The 16516-nt window shown below is 60.5% G+C and carries 18 protein-coding genes; 17 read left to right on the top strand and 1 reads right to left on the bottom strand.

Translation table 11 applies throughout. The annotated features are described in order from the left end of the window. Window positions 1-17: 17 nt before the first annotated feature. The 17 genes from ACR0J8_RS10125 (at window position 18) to ACR0J8_RS10205 (ending at window position 15703) form a co-directional block, all read left to right on the top strand. Entirely contained in the window at window positions 18-482 is a 465-nt protein-coding gene (locus ACR0J8_RS10125; protein WP_480889961.1) for a DUF2946 family protein, read from the top strand. Continuing rightward, a complete protein-coding gene (locus ACR0J8_RS10130; protein WP_480889964.1) occupies window positions 473-2650 on the top strand; it encodes a 4Fe-4S binding protein in 2178 nt (725 codons plus the stop codon). The genes ACR0J8_RS10125 and ACR0J8_RS10130 overlap by 10 nt, the downstream gene beginning before the upstream one ends. 16 nt (window positions 2651-2666) lie before the next feature. Then, a complete protein-coding gene (gene nosZ / locus ACR0J8_RS10135) occupies window positions 2667-4574 on the top strand; it encodes a TAT-dependent nitrous-oxide reductase (RefSeq protein WP_480524492.1) in 1908 nt (635 codons plus the stop codon). 2 nt (window positions 4575-4576) lie between these two features. Continuing rightward, window positions 4577-5833 (top strand): nitrous oxide reductase family maturation protein NosD, encoded by a 1257-nt coding sequence (locus ACR0J8_RS10140; protein ID WP_170614009.1) that lies wholly within the window; start codon window positions 4577-4579, stop codon window positions 5831-5833. Continuing rightward, entirely contained in the window at window positions 5823-6716 is an 894-nt protein-coding gene (locus tag ACR0J8_RS10145) for an ABC transporter ATP-binding protein (RefSeq protein WP_170614010.1), read from the top strand. The genes ACR0J8_RS10140 and ACR0J8_RS10145 overlap by 11 nt, the downstream gene beginning before the upstream one ends. Further along, window positions 6713-7534 carry an ABC transporter permease gene (locus tag ACR0J8_RS10150; RefSeq protein ID WP_170808020.1) on the top strand — a complete coding sequence of 274 codons (822 nt, stop codon included), beginning with the start codon at window positions 6713-6715 and terminating at the stop codon, window positions 7532-7534. The genes ACR0J8_RS10145 and ACR0J8_RS10150 overlap by 4 nt, the downstream gene beginning before the upstream one ends. Then, entirely contained in the window at window positions 7531-8046 is a 516-nt protein-coding gene (locus ACR0J8_RS10155) for a nitrous oxide reductase accessory protein NosL (protein ID WP_480524495.1), read from the top strand. The genes ACR0J8_RS10150 and ACR0J8_RS10155 overlap by 4 nt, the downstream gene beginning before the upstream one ends. Next, window positions 8043-8945 (top strand): FAD:protein FMN transferase, encoded by a 903-nt coding sequence (locus ACR0J8_RS10160; RefSeq protein ID WP_480524496.1) that lies wholly within the window; start codon window positions 8043-8045, stop codon window positions 8943-8945. The genes ACR0J8_RS10155 and ACR0J8_RS10160 overlap by 4 nt, the downstream gene beginning before the upstream one ends. 65 nt (window positions 8946-9010) lie before the next feature. Continuing rightward, entirely contained in the window at window positions 9011-9202 is a 192-nt protein-coding gene (locus tag ACR0J8_RS10165) for a hypothetical protein (RefSeq protein ID WP_480889969.1), read from the top strand. A 38-nt stretch (window positions 9203-9240) separates the two neighbouring features. Continuing rightward, entirely contained in the window at window positions 9241-9714 is a 474-nt protein-coding gene (gene napF / locus ACR0J8_RS10170) for a ferredoxin-type protein NapF (RefSeq protein ID WP_480889972.1), read from the top strand. Then, window positions 9711-10004 carry a chaperone NapD gene (locus ACR0J8_RS10175; RefSeq protein ID WP_170614015.1) on the top strand — a complete coding sequence of 98 codons (294 nt, stop codon included), beginning with the start codon at window positions 9711-9713 and terminating at the stop codon, window positions 10002-10004. Before napF ends, ACR0J8_RS10175 begins: the two co-directional genes overlap by 4 nt. Then, the gene (napA, locus tag ACR0J8_RS10180) at window positions 10001-12493 is read left to right on the top strand and encodes a nitrate reductase catalytic subunit NapA (protein ID WP_480524500.1); all 2493 of its coding nucleotides are present in this window, start codon (window positions 10001-10003) and stop codon (window positions 12491-12493) included. The genes ACR0J8_RS10175 and napA overlap by 4 nt, the downstream gene beginning before the upstream one ends. A gap of 27 nt (window positions 12494-12520) precedes the next feature. Next, window positions 12521-13339 carry a ferredoxin-type protein NapG gene (gene napG, locus ACR0J8_RS10185; RefSeq protein ID WP_480524501.1) on the top strand — a complete coding sequence of 273 codons (819 nt, stop codon included), beginning with the start codon at window positions 12521-12523 and terminating at the stop codon, window positions 13337-13339. Beyond that, window positions 13336-14253: a quinol dehydrogenase ferredoxin subunit NapH gene (gene napH, locus ACR0J8_RS10190; RefSeq protein ID WP_480524503.1), complete on the top strand. Its 918-nt coding sequence runs from the start codon at window positions 13336-13338 to the stop codon at window positions 14251-14253. The genes napG and napH overlap by 4 nt, the downstream gene beginning before the upstream one ends. 12 nt (window positions 14254-14265) lie before the next feature. After that, window positions 14266-14703 carry a nitrate reductase cytochrome c-type subunit gene (locus ACR0J8_RS10195; protein ID WP_170614019.1) on the top strand — a complete coding sequence of 146 codons (438 nt, stop codon included), beginning with the start codon at window positions 14266-14268 and terminating at the stop codon, window positions 14701-14703. A 29-nt stretch (window positions 14704-14732) separates the two neighbouring features. Then, entirely contained in the window at window positions 14733-15431 is a 699-nt protein-coding gene (locus tag ACR0J8_RS10200; protein WP_170614020.1) for a NapC/NirT family cytochrome c, read from the top strand. A 14-nt stretch (window positions 15432-15445) separates the two neighbouring features. Continuing rightward, window positions 15446-15703 carry a hypothetical protein gene (locus tag ACR0J8_RS10205; protein WP_170614021.1) on the top strand — a complete coding sequence of 86 codons (258 nt, stop codon included), beginning with the start codon at window positions 15446-15448 and terminating at the stop codon, window positions 15701-15703. A gap of 117 nt (window positions 15704-15820) precedes the next feature. On the opposite strand, the gene ACR0J8_RS10210 is transcribed toward ACR0J8_RS10205, so the two are convergent. Then, complete coding sequence (locus ACR0J8_RS10210) at window positions 15821-16510, bottom strand: alpha/beta fold hydrolase (protein WP_480524729.1); 690 nt, start codon at window positions 16508-16510, stop codon at window positions 15821-15823. Window positions 16511-16516 lie beyond the last annotated feature (6 nt).

Raw genomic sequence — 16516 nt, forward strand, 5'->3', positions numbered from 1 at the left:
GCCGAGTTGGATTCTCAATGCCCACCTTCCGCCCTCCGCATAACTTGTTTGATCGCGTGTCCCGCGCGGTGTGCGGTTTGGTGGGCATATTCCTGTTGCTGTTACAAATGCTTGGCCCGGCACTGGCGAGTTCCGGCGACAGCATGTGGATCGAGATCTGCTCGGAGGCAGGGGCGGTCTGGGTTGAGGTTGATCTGGAAGAAGATACCGACGACCCGACCGCGCCCTGTCCGAAATGCGCCGATTGTGCGCTTTGCGCGGTGACGACGGCAGCGCCGCTGCCAGACCTGCCGCTTGTCGTGCAGGCCGGAGATGTGCGGCTTGTACACGTCGCGAACCAGCGCCAGTGCGATTTGTACAGCCCGAAATGGCTATGGCCCGAAACCCGGGGTCCCCCGCATTTGACCAAAGAAGAATCTGAACGCGCCCTGCGCACGTCCATGGCATCCACCCAAGTAATCGGAGGTGCGCCATGGTCGTAAGTCGCGCAATCCATTTCCTGCTGGCCTTCACCCTGTCCTGCCTGATGGCGATCAGCGCGCATGCCGACAGCCTCGCCAGCTTTCTGCCCGAAATTGCTCCTGCCGATCTGGTTCCAGAAGCCGATGCCTTTGGTCCGGTCCGCGATGAATTACCCGTTGCCCCGGTTTTGAAGGGGGGCGAAACGGTTGCCTGGGCGTTCCTGACATCTGATTTCGTCGGCACCACCGGTTATTCCGGCAAACCCATTCACGTGGTGGCGGCCATAGACAGTGACGCGGTCCTGACCGGTGTGAAACTGGTCAAACACTCGGAACCGATCGTTCTGATCGGCATCCCCAATTCGCGCATGGTCGAGCTGACCGAAGGCTATGCCGGCCTGGACCTCAAGCGTGAGGCCGAAACCGGCGGTGAAGGGCATGACCTGGACATCATCTCGGGCGCGACCGTGACGATCATGGTGATTGACGACAGCCTTGTGCGTGGTGGTATCAAAGTGGCGCGCGCGTTGGGGCTGGGTGGACTGTCTCCGGTAAAGGCCGATGGACCGAAACGCGAAGTCGACATGGCGCAGAATGCTGTTTTCGACTGGACGACACTTTCGGGCGACGGTTCGGTCCGGCGGATGACGCTGGATATCGGCCAGGTGAATGCCGCCTTCGAGGCCACCGGAGATCAGCGCGCCATCAGACGCCCCGAACCCGGCGAACCCGATGATACCTTCATCGACATGCACGTGGCACTGGTTTCGGTGCCGTCCATCGGCAAGTCGCTGCTGGGTGAGGCTGAATACCAGAACCTGATCAACTGGCTGGACGAAGGCGAGCAGGCCATTCTGGTATTGGGGCGCGGCGCCTATAGTTTCAAAGGCTCGGGCTATGTGCGTGGCGGGATTTTCGACCGGGTTCAACTGATTCAGGGCGACAGTTCGGTGCGGTTCTTCGACCGTCAACAGCGTCGTCTAGGTGAAGTGGCCGCGCCGGATGCGCCCAGCTTTACCGAACTCGACATCTTCAAGATCCCGGCCGACGCCGAGTTCGACCCCGCCGCACCCTTCCGCCTGCAACTGCTGGTGCAGCGCGCCGTGGGTGCGGTCGAAAAAACCTTTCTGACCTTCGACCTGGGCTACAAGTTGCCGGAACAGTACCTGCTGCCCGTCGCTGCCCCCGTTGTTGTCGATGATGCCACCGGCGAAGCCGCTGCCAAGGCTGCTTTGTGGCAACGCATCTGGAAGGACCGCACCGTCGAGATCGGCGTTCTTATCGTCATGCTGCTGGTGCTGACCGCGACTTTCTTCTTCCAGTTCCACGCCACCATGAACGCGCGCGTCTTTTACTGGTTCCGCATCGGATACCTGACCATGACGCTGTTCTTCATTGGCTGGTACGCCAATGCGCAGTTGAGTGTGGTGAATCTGATGGCACTGGCCGGAAGCTTGCGGACCGGATTTTCCTGGGACGCGTTCCTATTGGACCCGCTGGTCTTCATTCAGTGGTTCGCTGTCGCCGCTGCGCTGCTGTTCTGGGGGCGCGGGGCCTATTGCGGCTGGCTGTGCCCGTTTGGTGCACTACAGGAGTTGACCAACAAGATCGCGCGCGCGTTGAAGGTTCCGCAATGGACCCTGCCTTGGGGCCTGAACGAACGGCTTTGGCCTGCGAAGTACATGATCTTCCTCGTTCTCTTCGGCATCAGCTTTGTCTCGATCCCGCTGGCCGAGAAATACGCCGAGGTCGAGCCGTTCAAGACCGCGATCATTCTGAAATTCATGCGTGACTGGCCCTTTGTGGTCTTTGCGCTGGCCCTGCTGGGGATTGGGCTGTTCATCGAACGGTTCTATTGCCGCTACCTCTGCCCGCTGGGCGGAGCGCTGGCGATCCCTGCCCGTATCCGCATGTTCGATTGGCTGCGCCGTTACCCCGATTGCGGCAGCCCCTGTCAGACCTGCGCCAACGAATGCCCCGTTCAGGCGATCCACCCCACAGGTGAGATCAACCCGAACGAGTGCGTCACCTGTCTGCATTGCCAGGTGCTCTATCAGTCCGAGACGAAATGTCCCGTCGTTATCCGCCAGCTAAAACGGCGGGCCAAGACAGGGTCGGTCAACCTCAAGACCCCTCTCGGACGACCACCGGCGAACCATCCGAACGCCAAACCGCAATCCGTTTCCTAAAAAAGGAGGAACGATCATGTCGGACAATGAAAACAAACTGAACATCACACGCCGCGGGATGCTGGGGGCAACCGCCACCGGCGCGGTGATTGCCGGGACCGGCCTGGGCTCGACCCTGATGACGGCCAAGCAAGCCAGCGCTGCCGCCAATGCCGCGCTGGAACCGGGCGAACTGGACGAGTATTACGGCTTCTGGTCTTCGGGCCAGACCGGTGAACTGCGCATTATGGGCGTGCCGTCCATGCGCGAACTGATGCGGGTTCCGGTGTTCAACCGCTGCTCGGCCACGGGCTGGGGTCAGACCAACGAGTCACTGAAAATCCTGACCGAGGGCCTGCTGCCCGAAACCAAGGAATTCCTGGCCGCAAACGGCAAGGTGACTTACGACAACGGCGACCTGCACCACCCGCACATGTCCTTCACCGATGGCACCTATGACGGCCGCTATCTGTTCATGAATGACAAGGCCAACACCCGCGTGGCCCGTGTGCGCTGTGACGTGATGAAATGCGACAAGATCATCGAGATCCCGAACGCGCACGACATCCACGGCCTGCGTCCGCAGAAATACCCGCGCACCGGCTACGTCTTTGCCAATGGTGAGCATGAAGCGCCGCTGGTGAATGATGGTCAGATCCTCGACGATCCGTCGCAATACGTGAACATCTTCACCGCCATCGACGGTGACACGATGGAGATCGCGTGGCAGGTGATGGTGTCGGGCAACCTCGACAACACCGACTGCGACTATCAGGGCAAATACGCCTTCTCGACCTCGTACAACTCGGAAATGGGTATGAACCTGGCCGAGATGACCGAGAACGAGCTGGACCATGTGGTCGTGTTCAACCTCAAGGGCATCGAAGAGGCCGTGGCCGCCGGGAACTATCAGGAACTGAACGGCGTCAAGGTCGTGGACGGCCGCAAAGAGGCTGGCGGCAACCTGACCCGCTATATCCCGATCCCGAACTCGCCGCACGGTGTGAACGCCGCGCCCGACAAGAAACACATCATGATCAACGGTAAGCTGTCGCCGACCGTGTCCGTGATCGATGTGGAGAAAGTCGACGCGCTGTTTGCTGACAATGCCGATCCGCGTTCTGCCATCGTTGCTGAACCGCAGTTGGGCCTTGGCCCGCTTCACACCGCGTTCGACGGCAAGGGCAATGCCTATACCACCCTGTTCCTGGACAGCCAGGTGGTGAAATGGGACATCGCCAAGGCCATCGAAGCCTATGCGGGTGCGGACGTCGATCCCATTGTCGACAAGGTGGATGTGCATTATCAGCCCGGCCATAACTCGACCTCGATGGGCGAAACGGCCGAGGCGGACGGCAAGTGGCTGATTTCGATGAATAAGTTCTCGAAAGACCGCTTCCTGAACGTGGGTCCGCTGAAGCCCGAGAACGAGCAGCTGATCGACATCTCGGGCGACAAGATGAAAGTGGTCCACGACGGCCCGACCTTTGCAGAGCCTCATGACTCGATCATCGTTCACCGGTCGAAGGTGAACCCGGTCAATGTCTGGGACCGCAACGACCCGATGTGGGAAGATGCGCGCCAGCAGGCCGCGGCAGACGGTGTCGATCTGGAGGAAGGGGCCGAAGAACCCATCCGTGACGGCAACAAGGTCCGCGTCTACATGACCTCGACCGCGCCTGTCTTCAGCATGGAGAAGTTCACGGTCAAGCAGGGTGATGAAGTCACCATTTATGTCACCAACCTGGATGACGTGGATGATGTGACCCACGGTCTGTGCCTGTCGAACTTTGGCGTCGCGATGGAGATCGCACCTCAGGCCACCGCCTCGGTCACCTTCATTGCTGACCGTCCGGGCGTGCACTGGTATTACTGCCAGTGGTTCTGCCACGCGCTGCACATGGAAATGCGCGGCCGGATGTTTGTTGAGCCGCGGAGCGCATAACGATGCGTTGGTCCCTGCTCATACCGCTCCTGCTCGGCTCGCCCCTTTGGGCGGCGGACTGGGATGTGCCCAACCGGGCGGGGGCCATCAACGAAACACTGGCGCAGGCGGCGGATGGAGACACCCTCCGCCTGAGCCCAGGCGTATACTTTGAAACACTGGTTCTGGACCGGCCCGTTACCCTCGACGGGCAGGGCCAGGCCACCATCGACGGGCAAGGCGACGGCAGCGTCATTACCGTGACCGGGCCGGGCGTAACGGTACGCGGGCTGACGGTGGTCGGCTCGGGTTCTGACCATGACGGAATCGACAGTGGCATCCAGCTGACCAAAACGGCCAATGCGCCAGTGGTCGAGGATAACGTATTGCTGGGCAACCTTTATGGCGTCGACATTCACGGGGCCAAGCACAGCATCGTGCGTGGTAACCGGATCGAAGGGCGTTTGGACCAGCGGATGAACGACCGTGGCAATGGAGTCTACGTCTGGAACGCGCCGGGCGCGCGAGTGGAAGACAACGACATTCGCTACGGCCGCGATGGGATCTTTGTGAACTCGTCCAAGAAGAACACCTTCACGGGCAATTTGTTCCGCGATCTTCGATTTGCCGTGCACTACATGTATGCCGACAATTCGGTGGTCAGCGACAACGTCTCAATCGGGAACGATCTGGGCTATGCGGTGATGTTCACGACCAATGTGACCGTCGCCAACAATGTCTCGATCAGTGACCGGGAACATGGCGTGATGCTGAACTACGCTAACAAGAGCGTTATCACCGGAAACGTGGTGAAAGGTGCCAAGGAAAAATGCACCTTCCTCTATAACTCGAACAAAAACGAATTTACCGACAACTGGTTCCAAGGTTGCGGCATCGGCATCCACTTTACCGCCGGGTCCGAGCGCAATCGGATCGTCGGCAACGCCTTTGTCGGTAACCGGACACAGGTGAAATACGTTTCGACCAAATGGGTCGAGTGGTCAGAAGAAGGGCGCGGCAATTACTGGTCCGATTTCGCCGCGTATGATGTGGATGGCAACGGTATCGCCGATGCCCCCTATCGCCCCAATGACTCGATGGACCATGTGCTGTGGACCCAACCCTCAGCCAAATTGCTGCTCGGCTCGCCTGCCGTGCAGTTGGTGCGCTGGTCCCAATCTGCATTCCCGGCCCTGCTGCCGGGCGGTGTGATGGACAGCAACCCGCTAATGCAAGCCCCTGAACCCCCAGCTATGAAAAAGGTGCCTCATGACGGATAAGGCCCTGTCAATCGACCATGTACTCAAGGACCGAGGGAAAACCCGCGTTCTTGACGATATCACCCTGTCACTTGCCCCCGGCCAGCGCGTCGCGTTGCTGGGCCATAACGGTGCGGGCAAGTCAACCCTGATCAAATCCATTCTCGGACTGACACCTATCCATGGTGGTGCCATTCGGATCGGGGATGCCGCCCCCGGCAGCGCACAAGCGCGGCGCGAGACGGCCTATCTGCCCGAAGCGGTCTCCTTCCACCCGGCCCTGACCGGACGCGAGCAACTGACGCTGTTTGCCAAGCTGTCCGGAGCCAAAGCCGATGTGCCCGGTCTGCTGGAACGCGTCGGCCTGAGCGATGCACTCGACCGCCGGATTGGCGCTTATTCCAAGGGGATGCGGCAGCGTCTGGGTCTGGCTCAGGTTCTTCTGGGCAGGCCGAAAGTGGCCCTCTTGGACGAGCCGACATCGGGGTTGGATCCGATTTCTCGGCAGGATCTCTACGCCATCATCGACGAACTGGCGGCGCAAGGCACGGCGGTCCTGATCGCCTCGCATGCTTTGACCGAGGTCGAGGCGCGTACCGACCGCATTGCCATCATGCGCAAGGGCCGGATGGTGGCCGACGATACGCTGACCAACCTGTCCGCCCTGGCGGGACTTCCGATACGCCTGCGGGTCCGCGCCAGCGCAAACCCTGAAGCGCTTGCCGCCGAACTGGGCGGCAACCGGATCAACGGCGCATCCGTTGAGTTGCTCTGTACATCTGACGACAAGATGGAGGCCCTGCGCCGAATCGCCGGGTTGGGCGACGCGGTGGCGGATGTGGAAATGACCCCGCCCAAGCTGGAAGACCTCTATCGCCATTATGCACAGGAGGAGAGGCTATGACCCGCTTCCTCGCCATCACCCGCACCGAGATGCTGATCCTGCGCCGCAACCGCTGGCTGCTGGTGGCAACGTTGATAATGGTGTTGTTCGCGCTAGCCCTGACCTTTGCAGGCAGCGCCCCGACCGGCACGTTGGGCGTTGACATGCTGACCGTCTCGGTCGCCTCGATGACAACGCTTTCAGTCTACCTGGCGCCGCTGCTGGCGCTGATGATCTCGTTCGACGCTATCGCGGGGGATGTGGACCGGGGCAGCCTGTCGCTGTTGCTGTCCTACCCGGCGGGGCGCGGAGAAATCCTGTTAGGCAAGTTCACCGCCCATCTGGCCGCCCTGGCCTTTGCCATGACCGTCGGTTTCGGAACCGCTGGCGCCGTCGCCGCCTTCTTTGGTGGCGCAGGCCCGGAAAGCCTGATGGCGCTGGCACGCCTCATCCTTACATCCATCCTTCTGGGCGCTGTCTTTCTGGCGCTGGGATACCTGCTGTCCGCCCTGGCAAAGGGGTCCACGGCGGCGGCAGGTCTGTCGGCCGGGCTATGGCTGGTATTTGTCGTCCTTTATGATCTGGGCCTGTTGGGGGCCGTCGTCATGGACAAGGGCGGCACCTTCACCCAATCCGTCTTTCCATGGGTGATGGTGGCCAACCCGGCCGACGCATTCCGTCTGTGGAACATCGCCGCGACCGAAGGCGTCGCCATGGCGTCTGGTATGACCGGTGCAGCTCAGGCCCTGCCCGTCTGGGCCGCACCAGCGTCGCTGCTGCTCTGGCCGGTGATCGGTTTTGCCCTTGCCCGTGCGGCATTCCGGAGGGTCGAGCCGTGAAACGCCTGTGCCTGATTGCGCTGATTGCTCTGGCCGCCTGCAAGGAAGAGGTCGCTGTCGCCCCCGATCCGGTCGATCTGACCCCGGACGCGCTGAGTTTCTTCTGCCAGATGAACATCGCCGAACATGGTGGACCCAAGGGCCAGATTCATCTGGATGGCTACCCTGCGCCGCTGTTCTTTGCGCAAGTGCGCGACATGGTGGCCTATCTGAAAAGCCCTGAACGCGATGCCAAGATTACCGCCGTCTATGTTAGTGACATGGGCATCGCGGTAAACTGGCGAGAACCCGGTATCTCCAACTGGATCACCGCCGACGGCGCGACATTTGTGGTCGGGGCCAACGTCGCCGGCGGCATGGGCGCACGCGAGGTTGTTCCTTTTGGTGATCCCGCCGACGCCGATGACTTTATCAATCGGTATGGCGGCACCGCCCTGCCCCTGTCCGACATCCCGGCTGACGAGGTTCTGGGGCCCGTCGATCTGGACCTGAATCTGGAGACCCCCGTATGACCGTTTTGTCCCGTCGCCGTTTCCTGTCGATTTCCGCGGCTTGCATGGCCTTGCCCGCCGGAGCAAAGGCTGCCCCAGTCGCTCATTGGCGCGGCACCGCACTGGGCGCGCGTGCCAGCCTGCAATTGTCCGGTCTGACCGATGACGAGGCCAGTCCTGTGAACTCTGCCATCGAGGCGGAACTGCGCAGGCTTGAGAACATTTTCAGCCTCTATCGCCCCGATTCTGAGTTGAGCAGGTTGAACCGCGACGGGACGCTGACCGCCCCCGCGCCGGAGTTGCTGAACGTTCTCAGCCTGTGTTCGGCACTGCATGACGCATCGGATGGGGCGTTTGATCCGAGTGTTCAACCTCTGTGGCTTGCCTTGGCCTCTGGTGCCGATGAAAGCGTGATCCGCTCGGCCCGGCAGGTGGTCGGCTGGCACCAAGTCACAGTGACGGCAGATCATATTCTTCTGCCACAACCCGGTGTGTCGGCTCTGACCCTGAACGGAATAGCGCAGGGGGCGATAACAGATCGTATTGCCGATCTGTTGCGGTCCATGGGCCTTGGGAACGTTTTGGTGGACATGGGCGAGATCGCAGCCACAGGCGCCAACGCGGATGGCCGCCACTGGCGTGTCGGGCTGGCCGGGCCTGACGGTGCGGTTCTGAAACGGATCGGGATCAGCGACCGGGCGGTTGCCACTTCTGCACCCGGAGGCACGATTCTGAAGGACGGTCAGGGCCACATCCTGAGCCCGGACGGTAGCAAGCCCTTGCACCGGGCCGTCTCGGTCTCGGCCCCCCGAGCGGCGATTGCCGATGGTCTTTCCACAGCCCTTTGCCTGATCCCAAAGACGCGGGTTGATACCGTGCTGGCCCACTTTCCCGGCAGTCGGATCGAGATGATGATCTGATCACAACTTTTGATTGTGGCACAAAAGTTTTGGCAAAGGGCCGAAGGTGTTGTACCACTGTGAGAGTGGATGTTTCGCTGGCAAACAAGCAGATACTTCGGCAACCGCTCTTGGGCGTGTCTGCCTTGTTTTTGCAAGCTGGAGAAACGGTTCCAAAAAAACATGATCTGGATCAACTCCGGTCTTGTGAAAATGCGCTAGCAAGCGAATCCGGGCAGGATCACCTGCCCCCAGAAACGCAGGTCAGCAACGCATGAGTCAGCCAACCAGCAGACGCGCTTTTCTCAGTGGGCGCATGCTCCGCGAAGACCCCGGTGCCATCAGGCCTCCGGGCGCGGTGGAAAGCAGGTTTCTGGACATGTGCACCGCCTGCGGTGATTGTCTGGACGCCTGCCCCGAAGATGTCATTACGCTCAGCGCGGGGGGATACCCGACGCTACGGATGACGGACGGGGCGTGCACGTTCTGCGGCGATTGCGTGGAAGCCTGCCAAACGGGCGCCCTGATCGCTGATCGCATGGCCGACTGGCCCTGGCGCGCATCCATCGTCGCCAGCGCTTGCCTGTCACTGAACGGGATCAGTTGCCGCCTTTGCCAGGACAGCTGCGATGAAGGCTCGATCCGGTTCAAGCTGATGCCTGGCGGCAAGGCGGAACCGGTTCTGAATACCGAGACCTGCACCGGATGCGGCGGCTGCGCCACGTCCTGCCCCGCCGACGCGGTCAGATTTGAACGCCCTGCAACCTTACACCCGGAGACACTGCAATGAATATCTGCGGTTGCCTTGTTCACGTCGCCCCGGACAGCACCGGCACAGCGCGCCAGGTCATGGAAGACACGCCGGGGGTCGAGGTTCACGCCGCAACCGACGACGGCCGCTTTGTCGTTGTCGTCGAAGACACGCCCGCACGTATGGCGTCCGAGATCATCATGGATCTGCACCAGATCCCCGGAGTGATCTCTTTGACGCTGACCTATCACCATTTCGAGGATCTCGCGGAAAGCTATCCGCGTCCTGATGCCCCAAGCCAACCGACCAGCAGGAGGCCCATGCAATGACCATCTCTGAATCTCGCCGGACTTTTCTAAAAGCTTCAGCCGCGGCAGCCACTGCTTCGGCCGCAGGTATTCCAATGGCCGCCGGACAGGCCAATGCCCAGGTGGCAACGCCGGATATTCGCTGGGACAAGGCGGCCTGCCGGTTTTGCGGCACAGGCTGTTCGGTTCTGATCGGCACCAAGGATGGCCGCGTCGTGGCCACGCAAGGTGACCCGGACGCGCCGGTCAACCGGGGCCTGAACTGCATCAAGGGCTATTTCCTGTCCAAGATCATGTACGGCAATGACCGCCTGACCACTCCGCTGCTGCGCAAGTCAAACGGCGAATATGACAAGAACGGCGAATTCGAGCCGGTCAGCTGGGACGAAGCCTTCGACGTGATGGCCGCCAAGTGGAAAGAAGCGCTGGCCAAGAAAGGTCCGACCAGTGTCGGCATGTTCGGTTCCGGTCAGTGGACGGTCTGGGAAGGTTATGCTGCCGCCAAGCTGATGAAGGCCGGGTTCCGGTCGAACAACATCGACCCGAATGCGCGGCACTGCATGGCCTCGGCCGTTGTGGGTTTCATGCGCACCTTCGGTATCGACGAACCGATGGGCTGCTATGACGATCTGGAGCACGCGGATACCTTCGTGTTGTGGGGATCGAACATGGCCGAGATGCACCCGATCCTGTGGTCGCGCCTGACCGATACGCGCCTGACCAAGCCGGGGTGCGAGGTACATGTTCTGTCGACCTTCGAACACCGCTCGTTCGAGCTGGCCGACAACGGCATGGTGTTCAATCCGCAGACCGACCTGGCGATCCTGAACTATATCGCCAACTACATCATCCAGAACGGCGCGGTGAACGAGGAATTCGTCAAGAACCACGTCAACATCACCAAGACTGCCACCGATATCGGCTATGGTCTGCGCGACAACCACCCGCTGCAGCAAGAGGCAGCGAACCCCAATGTCGGCAAGATGGAACCGATCAGTTTCGAGGAATATGCCGAAGCGGTGTCGGAATACACGCTGGAATACACCGAGGAACTGTCCGGTGTGCCCGCCGAAAAGCTTGAGAAGCTGGCCCAGCAATATGCCGATCCGAACCGCAAGGTCATGAGCCTGTGGACCATGGGGTTCAACCAGCATACCCGCGGGTCGTGGGTGAACTCGCTGATGTACAACGTGCACCTGCTGGTTGGTAAGATTTCCGAACCCGGCAACTCGCCCTTCTCGCTGACCGGTCAGCCCTCGGCCTGTGGTACGGCGCGCGAGGTCGGCACCTTTGCCCACCGTCTGCCCGCCGACATGGTGGTGACAAATGACAAGCACCGCGAAATCTGCGAGACCGCATGGAACGTGCCTGCGGGCACCATCCCGCCCAAACCGGGCTTCCACGCTGTGCTGCAGAACCGCAAGCTGAAGGATGGCGATCTGAACGCCTATTGGGTGCAGTGCAACAACAACATGCAGGCCGCGCCGAATATCAACGAAGAAGGGTATCCCGGCTACCGCAACCCGGAAAACTTCATTACCGTGTCGGACCCCTACCCCACCGTTACCGCCCTGTCCGCCGACCTGATCCTGCCAACCGCCATGTGGGTCGAGAAGGAAGGCGCCTATGGCAACGCCGAGCGCCGCACCCAGTTCTGGCGGCAGCAGGTCAAGGCCCCGGGTGAGGCCAAGTCCGACCTGTGGCAGCTGATGGAATTCGCGAAACGCTTCACCGTCGAGGAGGTCTGGGGCGAGGATCTGCTGGCTGCCATGCCGGAACATCGCGGCAAGACCATGTATGACGTGCTGTATGCCAACGGGAAGATCGACCAGTACCCGCTGTCGGAAACTGCCGAAGGTTTCGACAACGATGATGCCGAGCATTTCGGATACTACGTCCAGAAGGGTCTGTTCGAGGAATATGCCGATTTCGGACGTGGCCATGCCCACGATCTGGCACCATTCGAAATGTACCATCAGGCGCGCGGCATGCGTTGGCCGGTCGTGGACGGCAAGGAAACGCTCTATCGTTTCCGCGAAGGCTATGACCCGTACGTGCCCGAAGGCGCAGGCGTGAAATTCTATGGCAAGCCTGACGGTAAGGCGAGTATCATCTTTGCGCCGTATGAACCCGCCCCTGAGGAGCCGGATGCGGAATACGACCTGTGGCTGTGCACCGGTCGCGTGCTGGAGCACTGGCATTCCGGCTCGATGACCCGCCGGGTGCCCGAGTTGCACCGCGCCTATCCGGCGGCCGTGGTCTACATGCATCCGCAAGATGCCAAGGATCGGGGTCTGCGCCGTGGTCAGGAGATCGTTCTGTCCACCCGTCGCGGCGAAGTCACAAGCCGGGTCGAGACCCGCGGGCGCAACAAGGTTCCGCGTGGTCTGGTTTTCATGCCGTGGTTCGACGAGGGACAGCTGACCAACAAGCTGACGCTGGACGCGACCTGCCCGCTTTCGAAGGAGACCGACTTCAAGAAATGCGCCTGCAAGGTCGAGCGCGCGTAACCGGCACGGATCGCGAAGGTAGTCCCCATGTCCCTTGCCGGCACACCTCTTTCGCCGCAACGGCGTCGTTTCCTGCAGGGAACGGCGCGCGCGGCGGGCGGCTGCGTGGTTGCAGGATCGTTGCTGGCCTGGCTGGCGCGCGATGCGCGCAGCCTGCCGGCCGAGGCCCTGCGCCCGCCCGGTGCGCTGCCCGAAGAGGATTTCCTGTCGGCCTGCATCCGCTGCGGGTTATGCGTGCGGGACTGCCCTTACGATACGCTGAAACTGGCGGAACTGGGCTCGGATTCCGGCGCCACCGGGACGCCTTTTTTCACCGCCCGCGACGTGCCGTGCGAGATGTGCGACGACATTCCATGCGTCGCCGCCTGCCCCACCGGCGCGCTGGACCCGTCGCTGGACAACATCGACGATGCCAAGATGGGCGTTGCGGTGCTGGTAGATCAGGAGAATTGCCTGAACTACCTCGGCCTGCGCTGTGATGTCTGTTATCGCGTCTGCCCCGTCATTGATGAGGCCATCACGCTTGAGCCGTCACACAATACCCGCTCAGGCAGCCACGCGATCTTTGCGCCGACGGTTCATGCGGACCGCTGCACCGGCTGCGGCGTATGCGAGAAAAGCTGCGTTTTGCCGGAAGCCGCAATAAAGGTGCTTCCAGCCCGTCTGGCGCGTGGCAGCGCGGCGGATCACTACCGCAAGGGCTGGGAAGAAAAGGCCGCCAAGGGCGCTCCTCTGGTCGAGGGCATCATTGACCTGCCCGACCGCCTGCCGGGGCCCGGCACCGACAATCTGGTCACACCCGGAGGGTTTGCGCCCGAATACAACCTGCCGGGAGTGGGACAATGAGCGCCAGCACCCAGATACCTGTGGGCCAAGAGGCGATAGAGGCCAAGGGCTGGATCGGCGCGCATCGCTTTTTGCTGTTGCGCCGGGCAAGCCAGGTGTTCTTTCTGGTGCTGTTCCTGCTGGGGCCGTGGTTTGGCATCTGGATCGTTCAGGGCAACCTGGCCGGATCATTGACATTGGGCGTTCTACCGCTGACCGATCCGCTGATCCTGCTGCAAAGCATGGTGGCAGGCCACTGGCCCGAACTGACCGCACTGATCGGCGGGCTGATCGTGCTTGTCACTTACGCGCTGATCGGTGGCCGGGTCTATTGTTCCTGGGTTTGTCCAATCAACCCGGTGACTGATGCCGCCAGTTGGCTGCATCGGCGTTTGGACCTGCCGAAAGGCTGGCAGCCAAAGCGCGGCACCCGGCTGTGGATATTGGCGACAGTCCTGATCGTCTCGGGCCTGACCGGCGTGATTGCGTGGGAGATCGTGAATCCGATCACCATGCTGCACCGGGGCCTGATCTTCGGCATGGGATTTGTCTGGGCCATGATCGCCGCGATATTTGTGCTTGACCTGCTGGTCGCACGCCATGGCTGGTGCGGACATATCTGCCCCGTCGGGGCATTCTACGGCCTGATCGGCGCAAAAAGCCTGCTGCGCGTCAGCGCCAGTAACCGCGCCGCATGTGACGATTGCATGGACTGCTATGCGGTCTGCCCGGAAAACCAGGTGATTTCGCCCGCGCTGAAGGGCAAGCCGGGATCCAGCCCACTGATCCTGTCGCCTGACTGCACCAATTGTGGCCGCTGCATTGATGTGTGTGCGGTCGATGTCTTCAAATTTACTCACCGGTTCGACGAGGCCCTCGTCGCGCCTGCCGATCCAGCCGCCGCGCCCAAGCCGCGCGCCGCCAGACCTATCTAAGGGAGTGCCATGATGAATAGACCAATCCTGACAGGCGGAATTGCCCTGATCCCCGTTTTGCTCCTGAGTGGGTTTGCTCTGGCGCAGTCCGCTCAGGTGAATTCGCTACGCGGAGCCGAAGTGGATGAACCAGTGGTCCTCGATCAGGTCCATCGCAATGTCGAAGGACGCATGCAGCGGAATTATCGCCAGCAGCCACCACTGATCCCGCATTCCATTGAACAATACCAGATCGACTTGCGCACCAATCAGTGCCTGTCCTGTCACGACTGGACCAAAGCGGGCGAACGCAACGCGCCGACCCTTTCGATGACCCACTACCTGGACCGCGAAGGCCGTGAACTGGACCGGATCGCGGGTACAAGGTATTTCTGCAATCAGTGCCACGTGCCGCAGGCCGACACTCCGGCGCTGGTCGACAATGAATTCGAACCTTCTTCCGGCAACTGATCCAACGCATCTTTGAAAGGAGCACCGATATGGCAGACTCCCCCGAAAATCGCGGCTGGATTGGCCGCCTCTGGAACGCGATCTGGACTCCGGCTGTGATGTTCAGCTCGGGCTTCCTGATTTTGGCCGGTTTTCTGGCCGGTATCCTGTTCTGGGGCGGTTTCCACTGGACGCTGGAACTGACCAATACCGAGGAATTCTGTACCTCGTGCCACACGATGGAAACCAATCTTGGTGAATACCGCGAGACGATCCACTACAACAACCACTCGGGCGTGCGCGCGATCTGTTCCGACTGCCACGTGCCGCACGAATGGAACCACAAGATCAAAGCCAAGATCATGGCGGTCAAGGACGTTTATCACGAGCTGGCCGGCACCATCAGCACCCCGGAAAAATATGAGGACCATCGTCTGAGCATGGCTTCGGCAGTGTGGAAGAAAATGAAGGAATCCGACAGCCGCGAATGCCGCAACTGTCACAATTTCGAGTATATGGACTTCACCCTTCAGGAAACCCGCGCCGCGTCCGAGCATCAGCGCGCTATCGATTCCGGCATGACATGCATCGACTGCCACCAGGGCATCGCCCACAGTCTGCCGCCCAACTATCTGGAAACCTATCAGGACATCACTGCCGAACTGGACGAGGCGCCGCAGAACCTGCAGCAGCACGCCTCGGCAGGCAGTGACGAAATCCGGTCGTTTCTGGCCAAACGGGCAGACTGAGAGGAGCTCGACACATGCTTGAATTACTTGGAACCATCGGTGGCAACATCCTCAGCCTGCCCGGCATTCTGGGTTTGGCGCTTGGCATGATGACCCGCAAGCTGTGGCTGGGCGCGGTCATGGGCGGTGTGGTCGGCGTGCTGGAGACGTTGGTCTTTGCCAAATGGCAGTTTGCCCATGTCGAAGTGTTGGAACTGATGATCGCCATCGCCGTCGGCGTTTGCGCGGGCGCGGTGGGCAGTGCCATCCGCATAAAGGGCGCAACCGCCTGATTCGAGCCAAGCGGCCCGGCGTCTGAATTTCTCAGAGCGCCGGGCTGAAGCGGTGTTTCTTGGCAGGCCTGTTGTGCAACTGTCGGAAAAGGAACGACAACTCATCAAGAATAAGCATCAGGACCGAACAAAGCTGTCGATGCTGGCAATCATTCTTTCGAAATCTGGTTCTGACGAAAAAAGTAAGTGGTTGGGGCTATCCAGTTGCACGAATGAAGCATCCGGAATCTGGGAAGCTAGTATTTTCCCTTCCGAAAGCGGTGCCACTGCATCCCTGTCGCTGTGAAGAACCAAGGTCGGCAATGAAATCTCTGTTAACAGGTTGCTCACGTCAATGTCGTCAAACAAAGCGCGAAACTGAGCAATATTCTCGGCTGGTCCGCAGAGCTTTTGGAAATCGTTGAACCACTGCATTTCTGCTTTTGTAGCGTCCGGCATGAACATCGTTGTCAGGATCTGCCGAATTGCGGGGTTTTCGTTTCCCCAGCTGTTGCGGATTAAATTGACAAGAGCTTCGCTTTCTTCAATCTCGGCTTCGTTGCCGCGATGTTTGCGCCCCCTTGAATACCCTCCACTTAGTACAAGATGCGAAATTCGTTCCGGATGCCTCAGCGCATATGCCAACGAAACAGATGCGCCTTGTGACAAACCCAGGATCGCTACTTGTTCAAAATCGTAGGCATCGATCACGACTTCCATGTCGTCGACCATGCGCTCAAAACTGATGTCGAAATCCGCCCACTGGGACAGACCATTCCCCCGTTGGTCATAGCGAATGACCGTAAACTTATCCGAAAGGTTTCGAATGTAATC

The sequence above is a fragment of the Ruegeria sp. N11 genome, assembly GCF_056531525.1.